Annotated in this window: 18 protein-coding genes and 2 riboswitches; of the genes, 8 read left to right on the top strand and 10 right to left on the bottom strand. The window is 48.9% G+C overall.

The window, feature by feature from the left end; genetic code table 11:
- Positions 1-2: 2 nt before the first annotated feature.
- From HPY31_RS14390 to HPY31_RS14375, 4 genes are read right to left on the bottom strand one after another with little or no spacing between them, the layout of a single operon-like run.
- On the bottom strand, positions 3-515 hold the full coding sequence (locus tag HPY31_RS14390; protein ID WP_015893125.1) for a 1,2-dihydroxy-3-keto-5-methylthiopentene dioxygenase: 513 nt from the start codon (positions 513-515) through the stop codon (positions 3-5).
- A gap of 13 nt (positions 516-528) precedes the next feature.
- A complete protein-coding gene (locus HPY31_RS14385; protein ID WP_172141271.1) occupies positions 529-1,185 on the bottom strand; it encodes a methylthioribulose 1-phosphate dehydratase in 657 nt (218 codons plus the stop codon).
- Between the two features lie 3 nt (positions 1,186-1,188).
- Entirely contained in the window at positions 1,189-1,857 is a 669-nt protein-coding gene (locus HPY31_RS14380) for a 2-hydroxy-3-keto-5-methylthiopentenyl-1-phosphate phosphatase (protein ID WP_172141270.1), read from the bottom strand.
- On the bottom strand, positions 1,854-3,068 hold the full coding sequence (locus tag HPY31_RS14375; protein ID WP_172141269.1) for a 2,3-diketo-5-methylthiopentyl-1-phosphate enolase: 1,215 nt from the start codon (positions 3,066-3,068) through the stop codon (positions 1,854-1,856). Before HPY31_RS14375 ends, HPY31_RS14380 begins: the two co-directional genes overlap by 4 nt.
- Positions 3,069-3,154: 86 nt before the next feature.
- Positions 3,155-3,331: riboswitch (SAM riboswitch) on the bottom strand.
- 305 nt (positions 3,332-3,636) lie between these two features.
- Positions 3,637-3,782: riboswitch (SAM riboswitch) on the top strand.
- 133 nt (positions 3,783-3,915) lie between these two features.
- On the opposite strand from HPY31_RS14375, the gene mtnK reads away from it, so the two are divergent.
- The 7 genes from mtnK (at position 3,916) to HPY31_RS14340 (ending at position 12,336) form a co-directional block, all read left to right on the top strand.
- Positions 3,916-5,145: an S-methyl-5-thioribose kinase gene (gene mtnK, locus HPY31_RS14370; RefSeq protein WP_172141268.1), complete on the top strand. Its 1,230-nt coding sequence runs from the start codon at positions 3,916-3,918 to the stop codon at positions 5,143-5,145.
- Entirely contained in the window at positions 5,142-6,182 is a 1,041-nt protein-coding gene (gene mtnA / locus HPY31_RS14365; protein WP_172141267.1) for an S-methyl-5-thioribose-1-phosphate isomerase, read from the top strand. Before mtnK ends, mtnA begins: the two co-directional genes overlap by 4 nt.
- A gap of 99 nt (positions 6,183-6,281) precedes the next feature.
- A complete protein-coding gene (locus HPY31_RS14360; protein ID WP_172141266.1) occupies positions 6,282-6,857 on the top strand; it encodes a GNAT family N-acetyltransferase in 576 nt (191 codons plus the stop codon).
- Positions 6,858-6,992: 135 nt separating this feature from the next.
- Entirely contained in the window at positions 6,993-8,735 is a 1,743-nt protein-coding gene (locus HPY31_RS14355; protein WP_172141265.1) for an ABC transporter ATP-binding protein, read from the top strand.
- 19 nt (positions 8,736-8,754) lie between these two features.
- Positions 8,755-10,839 (top strand): ABC transporter ATP-binding protein, encoded by a 2,085-nt coding sequence (locus tag HPY31_RS14350; RefSeq protein WP_172141264.1) that lies wholly within the window; start codon positions 8,755-8,757, stop codon positions 10,837-10,839.
- A 28-nt stretch (positions 10,840-10,867) separates the two neighbouring features.
- Entirely contained in the window at positions 10,868-12,052 is a 1,185-nt protein-coding gene (locus HPY31_RS14345; protein ID WP_172141263.1) for an MFS transporter, read from the top strand.
- A gap of 110 nt (positions 12,053-12,162) precedes the next feature.
- Entirely contained in the window at positions 12,163-12,336 is a 174-nt protein-coding gene (locus HPY31_RS14340; RefSeq protein WP_172141262.1) for a hypothetical protein, read from the top strand.
- Positions 12,337-12,534: 198 nt separating this feature from the next.
- On the opposite strand, the gene HPY31_RS14335 is transcribed toward HPY31_RS14340, so the two are convergent.
- The 5 genes from HPY31_RS14335 to sppA all read right to left on the bottom strand — a co-directional run bounded on the left by HPY31_RS14335 (position 12,535) and on the right by sppA (position 16,941).
- On the bottom strand, positions 12,535-12,825 hold the full coding sequence (locus tag HPY31_RS14335) for a hypothetical protein (RefSeq protein WP_172141261.1): 291 nt from the start codon (positions 12,823-12,825) through the stop codon (positions 12,535-12,537).
- 3 nt (positions 12,826-12,828) lie between these two features.
- Positions 12,829-14,055, bottom strand: a complete 1,227-nt coding sequence (locus tag HPY31_RS14330; protein ID WP_172141260.1) for a DUF4280 domain-containing protein — start codon at positions 14,053-14,055, stop codon at positions 12,829-12,831.
- Between the two features lie 271 nt (positions 14,056-14,326).
- Positions 14,327-15,337 carry a CAP domain-containing protein gene (locus HPY31_RS14325; RefSeq protein ID WP_253901801.1) on the bottom strand — a complete coding sequence of 337 codons (1,011 nt, stop codon included), beginning with the start codon at positions 15,335-15,337 and terminating at the stop codon, positions 14,327-14,329.
- Positions 15,338-15,454: 117 nt separating this feature from the next.
- Positions 15,455-16,024 (bottom strand): RDD family protein, encoded by a 570-nt coding sequence (locus HPY31_RS14320; RefSeq protein ID WP_253901800.1) that lies wholly within the window; start codon positions 16,022-16,024, stop codon positions 15,455-15,457.
- Entirely contained in the window at positions 15,976-16,941 is a 966-nt protein-coding gene (gene sppA, locus HPY31_RS14315; protein ID WP_064201516.1) for a signal peptide peptidase SppA, read from the bottom strand. Before sppA ends, HPY31_RS14320 begins: the two co-directional genes overlap by 49 nt.
- Before the next feature lie 207 nt (positions 16,942-17,148).
- Here sppA and HPY31_RS14310 point away from each other — a divergent pair, with 207 nt between their 5' ends.
- Entirely contained in the window at positions 17,149-17,877 is a 729-nt protein-coding gene (locus HPY31_RS14310) for an amino acid ABC transporter ATP-binding protein (RefSeq protein ID WP_216675626.1), read from the top strand.
- A gap of 55 nt (positions 17,878-17,932) precedes the next feature.
- Here HPY31_RS14310 and HPY31_RS14305 read toward each other — a convergent pair whose 3' ends face one another.
- Entirely contained in the window at positions 17,933-18,634 is a 702-nt protein-coding gene (locus tag HPY31_RS14305) for a polysaccharide deacetylase family protein (RefSeq protein ID WP_172141258.1), read from the bottom strand.
- Between the last annotated feature and the right edge of the window lie 6 nt (positions 18,635-18,640).

The raw sequence follows: 18,640 nt of genomic DNA, 5'->3' as shown, positions 1-18,640 counted from the left end.
TATTAATAGATCGCTTCCCAGCCTGCCGGTGTGACGAACAGGCGAATCGCCTTGATTTTGCGGTCGTCCATCAGGGTGAAGTAGTGGCGGTAGTTCGGTGGTACGGAGATCAGATCGCCTGGCTCCAGCTCGACATCGAAGTAGCGCCCGTCTTTTCCCTTGATGGCGAAAATACCATGACCATCGACGCAGAAGCGGCATTCATCGTCGGTGTGATGATGCTCGCCCTTGAATTTTACCAACAGCTCGTCGAGGTTAGGCGTTTTGTCAGAGAGAACGATAATGTCCGCTGTCAAGTAACCGCGACGTTGGCTAATCGCATCGATTTCCGGCTTAAAGGTGTCGAGAATCTCTTGTTTTTCCTCGTCTGTCGGGCTGTAGTTATCACGGTGCTTGGGATCAAGGCGATCCACGCCCCATTTTTCGTAAATGATCTCTTGGGTATCCAGGAAGGAGACAACTTCCTCGGGTGCGGAGATGTACTCATTGTTGTCGTGAAAACGAATTTGTGCCATCGTTTATTCCTCCTTAATTGGTGGTTGTAGTGGACACGACTGCTTGGCTCAATTGCAGCCAGCGGGCGTGATACTCGAATAGGAATTCAAAAGCTTCCAGATGGCGCTTGGCCTCGAAGTCATTGCCGCCCCACGTGTAGATACCGTGGTTACGGATGAGTACGCCGGGAACTTCTGGTGTGATTACTTTTTCAATGGCGGCAGCCAAGGTCGGAATATCGGCAAAGTTCTCAACAATCGGAACAGTAATCCGCGCGTTTTCTTCCCAGATTCCGAGTCCCTTAATCAGCTCTTGTCCTTGGATGGAGAAAGCGCGTTGTCCAAAGTACAGCTCGGAAATGAGATTGTTCCATACGGTATGGACGTGGAAGCAAGCCCCTGCCTTCGGGAACGTTTTGTAGACGACGGCGTGGATGAGCGTTTCCGCGGAAGGCTTGAGAGCAGTTTCATCCACTGGACGCGAATCTTGATCCACGACCAGATAATCTTCGGGGGACAGCTTTGTTTTGTCTTTGCCGCTTGCCGTTACGGCAAATTGCAAGGGATCGTTTTGTATTTTAATAGAGAGATTGCCACTGGTGCCGGGAAACCAGTCCCGGCGGGCAAATGTCAGCTTGGCGTCATCCAGACGGCGAAAGGCATCCAGACGTTGTTCGAGTGTTGCAGTCATGAATTAGACGACCTCCTGTTGGACTTGCTGTAAAATGCGAATCACATCGTGGAATGTGGCAAACTTGCTATGTGGCAATTGTAGCTCTTCCGACTTGTCAGCGAGGAAGGAACGGGCAATCACATAATCAGCAATTCTGGCTCCAGCCAAATCAGTGATGGAGTCGCCGATGACGATTCGGAAATGGGTTGCTGGATCGTAACGGCGGATGATGGTCGTCTTGCACATGCCGCAGCCGTTTGTGCAATGTTCATCGCAAGCGTTTGGCCACGTAATGGTGATGCGCTCTCCGCTGAAATCACTGCCATTGCAGTAGATCGGTACATCGGTAAGATCGAAGGGTGCCAGGATAGGCTCCAAGAAAAAGTCGATGCCGCCACTTGTGATCAACAGCTCGATGCCTTCTTCGCGGCAATAGCTCACGAAGTCAGCAAATCCCGGGCGAATGGTCGCTTCATGGACAATAAAATCAATAATGTCCTGGCGCAAGGAGGAGGGCAAGAGTTGAAACAGCTTGCCAACCCCTTCCTGAACGCTTATTTTTTGCGAAAGGATTTGCTCCGTCAAGGCTTCCCACTCAGGGGGAGCGAACTTGCGGACAATCGCGACAATGTTGTCTTTTTCGGTAATCGTTCCGTCGAAATCGCAGAACAGGACGAGCTTCTTACTCATCGTGCGCCACCCCACTTTTCCAGGGCGACCGCCAGTTCTTGTGATTCCGAGGCGGCTTCTTCCAAGGTTCGGCCTGCGGTGACTGCATCAATCGCAGCAACGAATGCTTTCGCTCCTGCGGTTGCTCCACCGGGATGACCGTGGATTCCGCCTCCTGCATTGACGATTTGATCGAGTCCGAAGTCTTGAAAAAGCTGTGGAACCAGCCCCGGATGAATGCCGGCAGACGGAACCGGGAAGGAACGGCGTACACCATTCAGTGGATCTGTCAAATGCTTCGCGAGCTGCAACGCTTCTGTTTTGTCCAGAGCGACATTGCCATATGGGGATGGGAAGAGCACCAAATCTGCCCCAGCTACACGCATCAACGTACCGAGTAGGAGCGGGGTGGAGATGCCGTAGTCAGGTGATGGATAGTATGCGCCTGCTAAAGCTGGATGCGCCATGATTGGTACGTGTACGTCAGGATCGGCTGCCAAACGGTGCAGGGCATCGAAGCCAAAGGCCAGCACGTTGAACAAGAGGCAGTCAGCACCCGCCTCTACCGCACGCTTCGCTTTTTCGTTCAGCTCATGCACAGGTCCAGTCAGGTTGGCTGCATAGAGGACGGGCTTGCCAGTTTCGGCTTCGGTCTCTTGTGCGATCTGCTTGAACGCTTTGATCCGTTCGATAAAAGGAGCACGGTCATCTGCAAAGAAGATTTCGTCATCTTTCACGAGATCGACTCCGCCCAAGGCTTGTGCGCGGAATTGCGTCTTCAGATCGTCGAAAGGAAGACCCAGACACGATTTGAAAATGCTCATCAAGAGCGGGCGGTTATGTGCACCTAAACGTTCGCGCAGACCATCAATGCCGAACTTCGGTCCAGGGAAAGCCTGGAGGAATGATTCAGGGAAAACAATGTCGACGAGCTTGATTTTGCCGTCCATCGACAGTTTGCCGAATATTCCGGTTAACAAGGAAGGAATGTCCGCTGTAAAATTGCGAGTCGGATAGCTAACGGTAATCAGACCGCGTGTTTCTCCGTTTTCCAGTGTCGTAATCGGTGTCGCGCTCACAGCTTCACCGAGATATGGCGCTAGCTCAGCTTGCTTGGCAAGCGGCAGGTCCGTCCAGGAACCGACTGTCATGCCGACAGCAATGGCTTGCGCTTTTTTGTTCAAGTCTTTTGCTTGTGTGAGATAGGTGACGAGGATACGTTGTTCACTCATGGTACGTCAAATCCTCCTTGAATTAATAAAAAAAGCCTCCCCATTGAGCGGGGAGGCGGTTGTCGACTATGAAAGCGTCTCGTCTCCTCTCATCTCTCGGGTCAGTAGCCGAAACGAGCCAAAAGTGCTCGATCTCGACTCTTATCCGTTGGAATTAGCACCGTTTCGCTATCCAAGGTACGCATGATGAGCGTACGATTCATGGTATAGCGCCGGTTGCCGGGCATCATAGGGCCAGTCCCTCAGCCAGCTCGCGATAAGAGTTATTCGTTTCCCCCATGATATGACGTTCATTGTCAGGAGTCAATCTTGTTTTTTCAGAGAATGTGCAGCAGGTTATTAGAAAAATGAGACGAAGATGAAACCTTTTTACAATTCCTTCGTGGTGTCGATAACAGCAGCGTTTTTAGGCAAGGTAGACTGGTGGAATTGGGAGAGACCTGCGGCATCCGGAACACAATACAGCTACTGATAGCAGGGTGCGAATTTTTGCACAAAAGGGTGTTGACATCGTGGAAGCGTTGGTTGTATGATTCAAACTAAATCAAAAACCGAATACGTTTTGGATACCTTATCCAGAGAAGGTGGAGGGACTGGCCCGATGATACCCGGCAACCGACATGACGCCATTCAGACGCGAGGAAGCGAACGATTGACAGGCGACATGCACGGTGCTAATTCCTGCAGAAACAAAAGTGGTCTGGAAGATAAGGGGGACATCAACACGTTTCTTACACGTGACGACAGCGACCTCTTTTCTTCGGGAAAAGAGGTCTTTTTTGCTCTCATGACACAAACAAAACAAGTAGAGATAGAGGAAAAATACGTAGAGGGGAGTTTTGGAATCATGGCATATCGCGCATTGACTGAACAGGAAGCAGTGGAGTACGTAAAGGGAATACCGGGTCTTTTTAGCGAAGGAGCAGAGCTGACCAGCCGAGAAATCGGGGATGGCAACCTCAATCTGGTTTTTGACATTCAAGAGCCAGCAACCGGTAAGAGCGTCATTGTCAAGCAAGCACTGCCTTTTGCCCGCGTTGTGGGGGAATCTTGGCCGCTTACGATTGATCGGGCTCGCATCGAGAGCGAGGCACTCCGCATTCAGCACAAATACGTTCCAGACCTGGTGCCACAGGTGTATCATTTCGATGGGGAACTTGCCTTGACAGTTATGGAAAACGTCGGTGACCACATCATCATGCGCAAAGGGCTGATCGAAGGAAAGCGGTACCCACTATTCGCGAAGCAAATTGGCCGTTTTCTCGCGCAAACGTTGTTCTTCACATCCGATCTGGGCGCACATCCATACGATAAAAAAGCGCTAGTCGGAACATTCATAAATCCAGAATTATGCAAAATTACAGAAGATCTCGTCTTTACCGATCCGTATGAAAATGCGCCTACCAACGACTTCAACCCGTTGATCCGCCGCGAAGTCGAGGCGATCTGGAACAACAGGCCGCTGAAGCTGGAAATCGCCAAGCTGAAATACGATTTCCTTACGCGCTCGGAGGCGTTGCTGCATGGTGACTTGCATACCGGAAGTATTTTTATCACGGAAAACAGCCTAAAAGCAATCGATCCAGAGTTCGCTTACTACGGTCCAATCGGCTTTGACATTGGGGCGATTATAGCCAATCTGCTGCTCAACTACGCAGGACAGCACGGTCTGCAAAAAGATCAAGGAGAACGGGAAGCGTACCGCGAATACTTACTGGAAACGGTCGAGGATGTCTGGAATGAATTCGTTTCGCAATTCGTTCAACTCTGGCACAAGCACGCCAAAGAGCGCAGCGCCCATGTCGAAGGACTGTGGCAAAGCTACGTGAAGCGCTTAATTCAGGATACAGCAGGCTATGCCGGATGCAAAATTTTGCGTCGCGTCATTGGCTTGGCAGGCGTAGCGGACCTAAATGCTATCGAAGACGACCAGACTCGCGCAGAAGCAGAGCGTCTGGCTCTCTCGATTGGAGAAGCGCTGATTCTCGGTCGCGGCGGCATCGACGAATCGACAGATATTACGGACATTGTACGCACAGTAACTGAACGCTACTACCAGGAGGCTACAACAGTATGACAACCAGCACTCAATTGGCACCTGTAAAGTGGGAGAATGATGCATTGGTCCTGCTTGACCAGACGCGTCTGCCAGTAGAAACGATCTATTTAAACTTGACCACCTCCGAGCAAGTATGGGGTTCCATCCGACGCTTGGAAGTACGTGGCGCACCAGCCATTGGCATGGCGGCGGCTTACGGGCTCTACCTGGGCATTCGTGGTAGTGAAGCGAGTAACTACGACGAGTTTTGGCAGGAACTGAACCAGCAGGCAGACTACCTGGGCTCTTCCCGTCCGACAGCGGTGAATCTGTTCTGGGCGTTGGATCGCATCAAGGCTCGTGTTGAAAAAGAAAGCGGTGCGCCGATTGCCGAGTTGAAGGTGGCAGTGCTCGATGAAGCATTGGCGATTCAAAAGGAAGACGCTGAAGTATGCCGGACCATCGGGGAGCATCTGCTCACTCTGTTGCATGACGGTATGGGAATTCTCACGCACTGTAACCCAGGGGCATTGGCTACAGCAGCGTACGGAACGGCTACTGCTCCCTTTTATTTGGCAAAGGAACGCGGTTGGAACCTGAAGGTGTACGCGGATGAAACCCGTCCTGTTCTTCAAGGCGCTCGTCTTACTGCATTCGAATTGCAGCAAGCAGGAATTGATGTGACGCTGATCTGCGACAACATGGCGGCGATGGTCATGTCCCAAGGAAAAGTAGAGGCTGTCATCGTGGGGACAGACCGCGTAGCAGCGAACGGCGATGTCGCCAACAAAATCGGTACGTATGGGGTAGCGGTATTGGCAAAAGCTCACGGCATTCCGTTTTACGTGGCAGCTCCCTTGTCCTCCGTCGATTTGGAGACACCGACAGGCGCAGATATTCCGATTGAAGAGCGTCCAGCCGAGGAAATTACCCATGGCTTGGGCAAACAGGTAGCTCCAGACGATATCAAGGTGTACAATCCTGCGTTCGATGTAACGCCAGCGAAGTACATTACTGCGATTGTTACGGAGACTGGCATTTTTAAGCCGGAAGAGATCGGCAATAGCAAAAAATAAAAGATACTTTTATATGCGTTCGCCTATTGTTGCTGGCGGGCGCTTTTTGCTCATTTTGGCGTTTTCCAGTAACATATCCAAGAAAAGGGGAGATTCGTAATGCAAACGATCCAACAGATAGCCATCAATGAAGATACGTACCTGAAACAATTAGAATTAGCTGATGCTGAGGAGTTATTTTTGCTTACGGATTCAAACCGGGAGAATCTTATGGAATGGCTGCCGTGGCTGAATTATACGAAGAAGGTAGAGGATTCTCGCCAATTCATCCAAGCGACGATTCATCAGTACAACGATAATCGTGGCATTAACTACGGCATTTGGTACCAAGGACGTCTGGCTGGCACAGTCGGCGTACATACAGTGGATTGGATCAACAAAAAGACGTCCATTGGCTATTGGCTGGGTGCGCAATTTCAGGGAAAGGGCCTGATGACAGAAGCAGTGGCGACCTACTTGGACGTGTTGATCTTCGGTTCATGGGATTTGGAAAAAGTAACGATTCAGGCTGCTACGGAAAACCACAAGAGCAGATCGATCCCGGAACGATTAGGGTTTCAACTGGAAGGGGTACTGCGCCGGAATGAATTTCTTTACGATCATTACGTGGATCATGCCACTTACAGCCTGCTAAAAGAGGAATGGCTTGACTGGAAAACCGATAAAAAATCTTAGATTGAACTGTATGCTTCGATTGACAATGAAAATTCTGTAAATTACGATGGTGAAGACAGATCAAGAGGGCTGCGCGTGATTCGCAAGCCCTTTTTTAGTCGTGCTGTTAGGTCTAAATAAATAGAGGTGATTTACATGCAGACACTTCGGCAATTATCTTGGTTTTTTCGTGCCTATTGGAAGCGATACGTCATTGGAATTTCTGTGCTGTTTGTCATCGATGTCCTCATGCTATGGCCGCCGAAATTAATCGGGGACACGGTAGATTCAATTCGTAACAGTTCCCTTACGGACGCCGACTTGACGCAAACAGTGGTCATCTTGCTCGTATTGGGTGTGAGTTTGTATGGATTGCGGTTTCTCTGGCGGTACTTGTTAAATGGGGGAGCCTTGATTCTGGAGCGAACGCTACGCGAGCGACTATTTGCCCATTTGACCAAAATGACCCCGTCGTTTTTTCATCGCAAACGCAGTGGTGATCTGATGGCCGTGGCTACCAACGACATCCCTGCCATTGAACAAACGGCGAGTACAGGGGTGCTTACGCTTGTCGATGCGTTGTTCATGACCGTGTTAACGCTAGGTGTCATGGTAACCGCGATTGATTGGAAGCTGACGCTGGCTGCGCTGATCCCGATGCCGTTTTTGGCTTGGTCAACGGCGTATTATGGAAAGCTGCTGCATGAGCGCTTTTACTTGGCACAGGAAGCCTTCGGAGAGATGAATGATCATGTTCAACAATCCGTATCGGGTGTTCGGGTGTTGAGAGCATTTGTTCAGGAAAAGGCCGATATCGAGGCATATCGCCGGGTCAGTGAAAAAACGTTGGAGCGAAATGTGAGCGTTTCGCGGATCGACGCGCTGTTTGAGCCGACGATCGCGATTATTATTGGGTTCAGCTTTTTGATCGGGCTGGGCTATGGCACGTATTTGGTGTTCACTAGCGCTATCTCCTTAGGGGATTTGGTTGCGTTAAATTTGTACTTGGGACTTTTAATTTGGCCGATGTTCGCTTTTGGTTGGCTGGTTAATGTGTTGCAGCGGGGTGGCGCATCCCACAAACGCTTTACAGAGCTAATGGTGGAGCAGCCAGATGTGACGGAAGCAGCGAATCCAGTCACGAGCCAAATCGCCAATACCGTAGAAGCACGCCATTTTTCCTTTACATATCCGGGCACTGACAAGCCAGCACTCACCGACATCTCGTTCCGTTTGGGTGAAGGAGAGACGCTTGGGATTGTCGGGAGGACGGGAAGCGGCAAGTCGACGTTGTGCCGTGCCTTGTTGCATCAATATCAAATGAAGGAACAAGTCCTGTTTATCGGGGGCATCCCAATCGAAGGACTCGCTTTTGATACGCTGCGGGAAAAAATCGGCTATGTGCCTCAGGAGCATTTGCTGTTTTCACGGACGATTGCCGAAAATGTGTCATTCGGGAAACCACAAGCGACGACCGAGGAAGTGATGCATGCGCTGGAGCTTGCGGAGATGAAGAGAGATTTGGCCCAATTCAGAGAGGGATTGCAAACCATGGTTGGGGAGAAGGGGGTCACCCTCTCCGGGGGGCAAAAACAGCGCATTTCCATTGCACGTGCTCTCTTAATGGATGCAGGTATTCTGATTCTCGACGATTCACTATCGGCAGTGGATGCGCGGACGGAGGAGAGTATCCTTCGTCATCTGCGACAGGAGCGCGCGGATAAAACGACCATTATTACTGCTCATCGTCTGTCTGCGGTCCAGCACGCTCAACTGATTCTCGTGCTAGATGAGGGGCAGATCGTCGAGCGGGGGACACATGACGAGCTGATGCAGCGCAACGGCTGGTATGCAGAGCAGTACCGTCGTCAGCAAATGGAGCAGGATGTGGCTGGTTGAGAGAGGGGGAAAACGTTTCATGAGCAAACAAAATGTATGGGGGCGTTTGACCGAGTACGCCAGGCCATTTCAAAAGCAAATACTAGGCGCATTGTTCCTGCTCTTGCTGGGAACGAGTGCAGAGCTGGCAGGGCCTTTTTTAGCCAAGGTCATGATTGATAATCACATCCTGGCGATCCAAAAGCCGTGGTATCAACTGGACGAGGTGCCACCACAAGCAGCGGGGCAAGTCGCCACAGTGAACGGTACGAGTTATATTCGTGAAGATGTCGCTGCAAAGACGGGCCTTGCTTTGGACAGGAGCAATCAAAAAGAAGTAACTGTGCTGACAGAAGGCACGACTTATTACTTGGTATCAGGCAAGGTGAATCCAAATACGGAGAAGCAATTCACCCCGATTGCGCCAGAAAACGGCAGGGAACGCTTCGCGGTAACAACGAAGGATCAATCAGGTCAAAAGATGACCTCCACAGGGATTCGGCTAACCGCAGAGGAAGTCAAGGCGATGTACCAAGGGGATGTTCTGCCCATCGTCTGGCTGTCTGTAGGTTATGGGGCACTGATCTTGCTCTCAGCTGGTTTCAACTACGTCCAGATTTTGTGGCTGCAAAAGATCGCCCAGCGCATCATTCAGCAAATGCGGATGAAGCTGTTTATCCATTTGCAAAAGCTCCCGGTTGCCTTTTTTGACAAAACGCCAGTAGGTGCGCTTGTCTCCCGTGTGAGCAATGATACAGAAGCCATCCGTGAGCTGTATGTAAGTGTGCTCGCCACATTTGTACAGAACGGTCTTTATTTGATTGGAATCTTGATCGCGCTCTACCTCTTGCAGCCTGAGCTCGCTTTCTTCTGCTTTTTGACGGTACCAGTGCTCGTACTGTTAGTCTATGTGTATCAAAGGTACAGCTCTCGCTACTATGCAGTGATTCGCGCGAAGCTCAGTGATATGAACACAACGATCAATGAAATGATCCAGAATATGACGATTGTGCAGGCTTTTCGTCGGGAGAAAGGTGTACAAAAGGAGTTTGCTGATGTAAACGAGGACTACTTCAAGGTGCGGATGAAAGAAATCAATCTGGAATCCTTGCTTTTGCGCCCAGCGGTAGATTTGATCTGGAAAGTTTCCTTGACCCTGATCGTCTGGTATTACAGCTCTACATCTTTCCATAGTGCGATTTCCTTCGGTGCGCTTTTTGCATTTGTCGATTATATGGGGCGTTTTTTCGAACCGATCAACATGATCATGAATCGGTTGTCGCAAATGCAGCAGGCGACTATTTCGGCGGGACGCGTCTTTGAAATTATGGATGAGCTGCCGGAGAAAAAAGAAGCTGGTGCGCAAATCGAGCGCCCGCGTGGTGAGGTTGTCTTTGATAACGTTTCTTTTGCCTATCAGGGTGATGAGTACGTTTTGAAAAACGTCTCTTTTACGGCGCAGCCTGGTCAAACGATTGCGCTGGTAGGGCACACCGGATCGGGAAAAAGCTCCTTGATGAATTTGCTACTCGGGTTCTATCCGGTGACGAAAGGGAGCATTTTGATCGACGGGCAAGATATGAGACAGATTGATACGCACTCCTTGCGCAGTCATATTGGTCTCGTTTTGCAGGACCCGTTCTTGTTTACGGGAAGCATTGGATTCAACATTCGTATGTACAAGGATACGATTTCGGATGAAGAAGTGAAGCGGGCTGCAAAAGCGGTACGTGCTGACGAATTCATTTCCAAACTGCCGGGCGCATATGACGAACCAGTCGTCGAGCGAGGCATGACACTATCTGCAGGTCAACGTCAATTGATCTCTTTTGCACGGGCATTGGCTGCTGATCCTGCGATGCTGATCCTGGATGAAGCAACGGCAAGCATTGACAGTGAAACAGAGCTAGCCATTCAGGAAGCGTTGCATGTACTATCAAAAGGTAGGACGACATTCATCATTGCACATCGCTTGTCGACGATTCAACACGCCGACCAGATTCTTGTCTTGTCCCGAGGAGAGATCATGGAGCGAGGTACCCATGATGAACTCATGGCGAAAAATGGTCTTTATCAAAAAATGTATCAGCTTCAGCAGGGGAGTGCTTCCGTAGAGAGTGCTTAATAGGAGGCTAGGGAGGAGAAACAACACCATGTCACAGTCACGTTACACCTTTTGGGTGTTGATTTTGGCTGTCGGTATTGCGGGGGTAAGCCAAGGCTTGACGATCCCGATGCTGACAGTTTTATTGGAAAAACAAGGGGTTTCATCCGTGATGAACGGGCTCAACGCTGCTGCCTTGTATATTGGGATGGTCATGGTCAATCCATTTTTGGAAATCCCACTGCGGCGCATTGGATACCGATCCACGATATTATGGGGATTGCTGTTAGTGACGATCGCAACAGCGCTCATCCCGATGTTCAGTCATTTGGCAGTCTGGTTCGTATTACGCTTGCTGATGGGTGTGGGCGATAGCGGTTTACATTACGCCAGCCAAATGTGGGTGACCAAAATTGCAGCTCCCGAGAATCGTGGGCGTGATCTTTCCATTTACGGGTTGGCATATGGAGTGGGCTTTAGTGTTGGTCCGCTAGGCTTAAGCGTGCTGCATTTGGGGATTTGGGTACCTTTTGGCGGCTTGCTCGTTCTGTATCTGATTGCCTTCTTATTATTATCCCGAATCAAAAATGAATTCCCCGCACAGATTGAACAAACGGAAAAGAAGCAAAACAAATATGCATTTGTCTTGCGACTTGCCTGGCTGGCGCTGATTCCTTCGTTTTTGTACGGATTCATGGAGACGTCACTCAACGGCAGTTTTCCCGTTTACGCCTTGCGTACCGGTTTGTCCGTTGAATGGGTTTCCTTGATCCTTCCGTCGTTTGTCGTGGGAAGCATTATCTTGCAGATGCCGCTGGGGGCATTGAGTGACCGAGTCGGACGCAAGCAGGTCATGCTCGTGTGTGCGCTTGTAGGGGGATTGGCCTTCTTTCTGTTCCCGTTTGCAGGCGAAAACGTATGGCTGATGATGCTGTTGTTGGCCATAGCAGGAGCGGCTGTCGGCTCATTTTACTCACTGGGCTTGGCTTTTTCGGCAGATATATTACCAGCCTCGATGGTCCCTACCGCAGGAATTATCGCGGGCGTCAATTTTGGTGTCGCCAGCATTTTGGCTCCCAATGTGAATGGTCTGCTGATGGACGTGTGGGAGCCGTGGACGATCTTCTGGCTGATGGGATCGCTGCTCATTGTGTTCGCGGCAGCTTGCCTGTTTTTCAAGCAAAAAGCAACCCAGGAACAGACGTATTCAATGCCGCTGCAAAAACAGGGGTAAAAACAAGGAGGATAAGCTTCGCCAAGTTTTTGGCGAGGCTTTTATTTTTTGCCCAAAAAAGCATAAACGGGCATCAAGGAGGGAAGCGTATGAATAGTAAGTAGAACAGCATGATTGGAAGGGGTTACCCGATGCTGACACCATGCATTTTCAGAAGAGGCATTGCCTGGATCTTATTTTTCGTGCTCAGTCTGGTAATCATCCCGTTTTTCTCAGATGACGGCCAGGCTCCGAAACCGTCTGCACCTGCACCTGCTACTACAAATTCAACTTCGCAGCCATAGCAACTGACAAAGAGGCTACAAAAAAGACCGTTGATCTGAGAAAGGTACAGTCACTCGCAAAAGATGAGGAGACTGTACCTTTTTCTTTACAAAAAATGCGATTGATTCGATTTGGATGGATAAATATTAATTTCCTACCTCAGATTTTATCCAATACCGGATAGTCTCAACAAAGTGAAAGTAAGCAAACATCTTTCATTATGGTTCTATTGGAGTAAAATTAGGCACTTTCTTTTTGTATTCTTCAGCAGCATCAAATGAAAGCAAGCTAACATTTTCGGGTGCTTTTGTTCGAGATAAATGAATGCCGTGCAGACAAGAATTACACCAGATATCTAAAAATCCTGCTCTGGATTTTAAATCTCCGACATATTGATAATCAATTTTTAATTGATGGCAATTAGGGCATTCCATTTCAGGAACTTCTTGGTCAATTTCAGCGATGATAGTGGTTAGCTTAATCCAATCCTTAAATTGTGAGTTACTCAATTGCTATCTCCTCTTTCGTTTATAATACTCCCACCAAGAGTCTTCTGAACCATATGCCCCTTTTTCAAATTCAAGTAACATTTCATGGTCTTCGGGCTTCCCAAAAGTTTTTGTTTGGTAAATATGAATCCTCTCGTGTCCTAATGTTTTAACTAAATTTTCCTTATTGCTAAAAGCATCAGGGTATAAAATTATCCTGTTTCCTTTTGGGTCAGCCCACCCATATAAGTCCTTACCAACTAATTCAGCGTCTCGATTTATTTCTATTTTAATTCCTTTTAATCCAATACCTGCATCTTCTGCAACTTTTTCAACGTGCCTTAATTGCATGGGTTCAGACAGGTCTTTGAATTCTCCAGTGTTTGAGGTTCGGCGGTATAAATTTTGTTGAATATTAGGCTGTACTTTCTTTCCTTTCTTTGCCGCATCGATTAAATCCTTTATGTTTTTACTTCTCCCCAAGGTAAGTGCTTGCAAGGCAAGTCCACCGATTGCAATTCCATCTGCGATATTGATAGTATCATCCCGCAACGTATCGATGTCCTCTTGTATTGGCTCGATATAGCCTTCCCTTACAAATACTCCAACACCCTTGGGCAAATCCTCTGCCGCTTTCTCCAAAGCGCTCTGCAGCTCACTTGTCGCCTTTTGCATCGCAGCAGGAACGTCTCCCAACTTGGAGATTCCTTTCACGAAGTTATCCCACATAGTTGGCTTTTCCTGTGGCTTCTCGCAAGCTAGCCCTTGTCCAAAACCGGATTCTGTCGGCCCACTTTGTGCTAGCGACTGAACTCCTAGCGTTACCCCACCCAAATCTTGCCCGTCATCTTCAATCTTGATCAGTCCACAATGGAAGCACATATTGGTTGATTTATTCAGCAAAGCCGGATGACCGCCGACCACTTTGTCTGCTTTGCCATCGATCCATGGCATTGTCGTCAGAGGTGTACACGGCATAGGTGTGAGTACACCATTGTTGGCTGCTGTGGCAGAAGCGACTGCGGGATTTTTCAAGCTACTGCAATTTCCAAAGGGCATGATGTTTTTGTTGGGAATAAAATCCATAATATTCATTTGCGGCTTCCCTTTTACAAAAACACCATGACTGAATAGCATTTTTAACCGACTTACCTTACTGCCGTTGCTACATGATAGAATGGCACCAACAACCACGTAACTCTTGCGCTCTGCATTCGACTTTTGGACGGTGATATCTTCAATATTGGGCACGCAGTCTCCTCCTCTCAGGCAGATTCCTATACAGATGGAAGATGCTTGTGTTGAAAGATGATGACTGATATCCAATCTATATAAATAAAGGGAATAATGCCCATGCATTGAGATATCGGATGTGAAGTGGTCACAAACAATAGATAGAAAGTCTCGAGTGCACCGTGCATCTATAGGTACTTGGATAGAACTATTGGGTGAAACATACAAAAGACGACCCTATCCCAAAAATTTGAGGACAGGGTCGTCTTTTGTATCAGTTCCGCGAAACTTAGCGAGTAACAAAATTTTGCGTGAAATAAGGGCGGCCATCTTTCATAACGATACCGACACCGAGCTGCTTGAATTTTGGATTGAGCAGGTTTTGACGATGGCCTGCGGAGTTCATCCAGCTCATATGGGCTTCGACCCCATCTAGCTGTCCGTAGGCAATATTTTCACCAGCTGTGCTGTAACGAATGCCGGCTTGCTTCAATCGATCAAACGGACTTCCCGTAGAAGGGGAGGTATGGTTGAAAAAGTTATGTAGGCCCATGTCTTGGCTGTGTGCTCTAGCTACTGCTGCCACTTGTTCATCCCAAGTGATAACAGGCAGTTTGGCACGTTGTCTCGCCACGTTGAGCAAGTCCAAATTTTGTTTCTCGTATGCAAGCGTTGCCTGCTTCATCTGTGCATCTGTCAGTTTCGGCAGTTCCGGTAATTTCGTATAGGAAATGGGATACATCAAGCCAATCGCAATGGTGGCAAAATGCTCAGGAGTAGAGATGCGTACTCCTGCGACTTTGTTTCCACCCAGTTGATCGATAGAGAAGGTGATTGCTTGATTGTTCTGGATATAGGTCGGATGAGCAAGGGTATTCTTTTGGATACGCAGACTCGGCATGATTGTCAGCGTGTCTTGCGGTGCACCCCAGCTATTTTGTAGGTCTTTAGTAGTAGATCCAATCGTGATGCCTTTCAAATTCAGCTTGGCTCCATTGGTAAACAACGTCACAACTTGGCCGTTTTGGATGCCGACTTGAATGTAGTTGTTCAAATCTTGATTGTAAATCCACCATTCCACACCCGTATGACTAGGATCAATGCGGGCAGGCTTGCCTAATGTTTGTTCGACCTGCGCTGTGCTCATTCCTAGTTGAAGATTATAGACGTTATTCGTTTTAACGGCTGCTGCTTGAGGGGCAGCCGTTGCAGCTGAAACAGGAAGGACAGGGGCAACGTGGCCGAGCAGAGCCAGCGAAAGGCTCAGGGCGAGGATGCTGGTTACTTTGTGTTTACGCATGTATCTTCCTCCTCGGTTGAGATAGAATCTGCCTTGTTGGTAATGGTATCGGCAGGAAGCATCTACAAAAATAGGGACCAAGGAAGCAAAAATAAAACCCCCGCTATAGAGCGGAGGTTACGGGCGACGATCCCGGATGACATACGTTTTGGCGATCAGATCATGCCAGCCTTGCTTGCGTGGATGCCAGGCAACCCATAGATAGCCCAGTCCGAATACGAGTGAAGCGAGGAATTTACCGATGACTTCGCGCAATAATACCTGTCCGCCTGTCAGATTGCCTCGCGCTTGTCTGGCACTGATGACACGGATACCTGTGATCAGCTTTCCCAAGGTTTGTCCAGTCCACCAGGTCAGTATGATCATATAGAGGAGATCAAACAACACCTCCAAAAAATCAATGAATGGAAAAGAGGCGTAAGGAACGGCAAAAACACGGCGCAACGGATTGAAAATGAGGTAGCTAATCCCAATCAAGAACATCGAATCAAGGAGCGATGCCACCACACGAATCCAAAAGCCAGCATACAAATGTTGTGGATGGGCTTCTGCATATGGATCAAAGGAATCAGGATCATGTGCTTTTTCTTCGTTGGGAAGCTGGTTTATGATAAGCCACTCCTTTCCGTAATAACAGGCTAAGGCATGAATTGATACAGAAGGCGAGGTGAGCTTTGGCGGTCCCATATTCGATTGAGACCAAGCGGATCAGGATTCGACCAGTACTGCTTCATGCTGAATAACAGCTTGCTGATGGAGAGCTGGTCTGCATAGCGGATGACCATAGCTTCTTTTTCTCCAGACAAAGAGAGCGCGTAGCGTGTCGCTTCCTCCAAATCACCGAATTCATCGATGAGTCCCAGGCGTTTTGCTTGCTCACCGGAATAGACACGGCCGTCAGCTATTTCCAGTACGCGCTGACGGGAGAGGTTGCGACCCTTAACGATGACGTCGACGAAATTGTTGTAGCTTTCGTTGACGAGTGTTTGGAAAATGTGCCGTTCTGGGTCTGTCAGTGGCCGGGATGGACTGCCGATGTCTTTGAAGCGTCCGCTTTTGATGGCGTATTGATGCACACCCAGCTTGTTCGCCGCTTCACTATAGTTAAACAGATTGAAAATCACGCCCAGACTGCCAGTTAGTGTGTTGGGATTGGCAAAAATCGCATCGCCTGTCGTGGCCAGGTAATAGCCGCCAGAGGCTGCTGTGGAACCCATGCTGACAACGATGGGAAGATTACGAACCTGCTTGAGCCGTAGCAAGCGTCTGTGTAGTTCATCGGTAGCGACCACCTCTCCACCTGGACTATCAATGCGAAGGACCACGGCTTTCACCAGCTCATCCTCTTCAATTCGGCGTAGCTGTTCAGTTAATAGCTCCGTCATCGAAGGCACCCCAGCACTATTCTGTTGCCCCGAAATAGTGCCGTTCACAAACAGCTGCACAATTTTGCTGTTCCCATAACCGGATACCACATTTTCTTCCCAAGCGAACCCAGGATGGTCGACGAGATCTGTATAAGTCCCGTAAATACCTTCCACCAAAAGCCCTAATAGAAAAACGGCCAGTACGATTACAAGAGCGACCCATTTTTTTCGATGCATGAAAACCACCTCACACTTAGCATGAGCCGCCGGGAGCATAGTTACGCATGCGACAAGCACTGGAAAAAATGGGATGGAGTCGATCATCTATGAGGCTGGCGTTCACCCACCAAACAGCAAATTCATGCAATTTTTAGACTATTGCGGTAAAATGAGAGGGGATGAACCACAATCAAGCTTGTTTTATCGCAATAGGGGGACAGACAAATGATTATACAGGTGTCGAATTTGACGAAGAACTACGGCGATCTGAAAGTGTTGAAGGGCATTACGACTCAGGTAGCAGAAAAGGAAGTAGTCTGTGTCATTGGTCCGTCAGGCTCAGGCAAAAGCACGTTTCTACGTTGCTTGAATCAGCTGGAGGAAATGAGCAGCGGAAAGATTGTCATCAACGGACATGATCTGTCAGACCCCAAGACCGATATCAATAAAGTGAGAGAAGAGGTCGGGATGGTCTTTCAGCGCTTTAATCTCTTTCCTCATAAAACGGTGCTGGAAAACGTCATGCTGGCCCCTGTAAAAGTAAAGAAGATGTCTCAGGAAGAAGCCCGCAAGCAAGGCTTGGCTCTCTTGCAGAAGGTAGGGCTTCAGGACAAGGCCGATGTGTATCCCGAGCGGCTTTCTGGGGGGCAGATGCAACGAGTGGCAATCGCAAGGGCGCTCGCGATGAATCCAAAGGTTATGTTGTTTGACGAGCCGACATCCGCCCTGGACCCAGAGCTGGTGGGAGAGGTGCTTGCCGTCATCAAAAATTTAGCCAAAGAAGGCATGACAATGGTGATCGTGACGCATGAAATGAATTTTGCCAAGGAAGTGGGCGACCGAATCATCTTTATGGATCAAGGTATCATTATGGCAGAAGGTCATCCCAGTGAGGTTTTTGGCAATAAAATCAACGACCGCTTGCGTTCATTCTTGGGCAAAGTATTGGCGTGAAAAAAGGCACCAGTTGCTTCGTTTCGTATTAGGAAAACGAGGCACTGGTGCCGTATTATTTTGCTGCATCCAACAATTGACTGACCGTAACAAATCGATAACCCTGGGAACGCAAATCAGTGATAAGCTCCCGGAGAGCGGCGACTGTTTGCCGTTGGTTTAAGCCCCCGTCATGAAACAGGATGATATCCCCGGAGGAGACATTGCTCTTGACGCTTTTGGCAATGACGTTAGCCGTGCGTGCCAAAGACCAATCACGAGGATCAATCGACCAGTGAATGATGTCGTAGCCACTGGATTGAACCGCACTCATGACGTCATGTGTCAGGATGCCGTAGGGTGGACGGTAGTATTGCGCCAAAATGCCGGTCGTCTTCAAAATAGAGCGTTCTGCATGCTTGATGTCTTCGTACACTTCATGCTCGGTCAGCTTGTTCAGATCAAAATGGTGGTAGCCGTGGTTTCCGATTTCGTGCCCAGCCTTGTAAATCCACTGCATGACCTTTGGATGCTTGTCCACTTGGGAGCCAAGGACAAAAAACGTAGCCCGAACGTTGTACTGATGCAGCACCTCAAGAATTTTGGGCGTATAGATAGCATCTGGCCCATCATCAAAAGTGAGAGCGACGACCTTTTTCTCTGTGTCGATTCTGTGGATTGGCTCATACGAAGGCAGTGTTTGCTGGGCAAAAGCAGGTAGGGTGCCGTAGCCAAGAAGGCAGACGAGTAGCAAGGCGTACCGTATGTAGTTGCGCATGAACAA

Origin of the sequence: Brevibacillus sp. HB1.3, assembly GCF_013186635.1 — a bacterium.
GTDB classification, from domain to species: Bacteria; Bacillota; Bacilli; order Brevibacillales; family Brevibacillaceae; genus Brevibacillus; species Brevibacillus brevis_D.
This window is presented reverse-complemented; position numbering and strand designations above follow the sequence as displayed.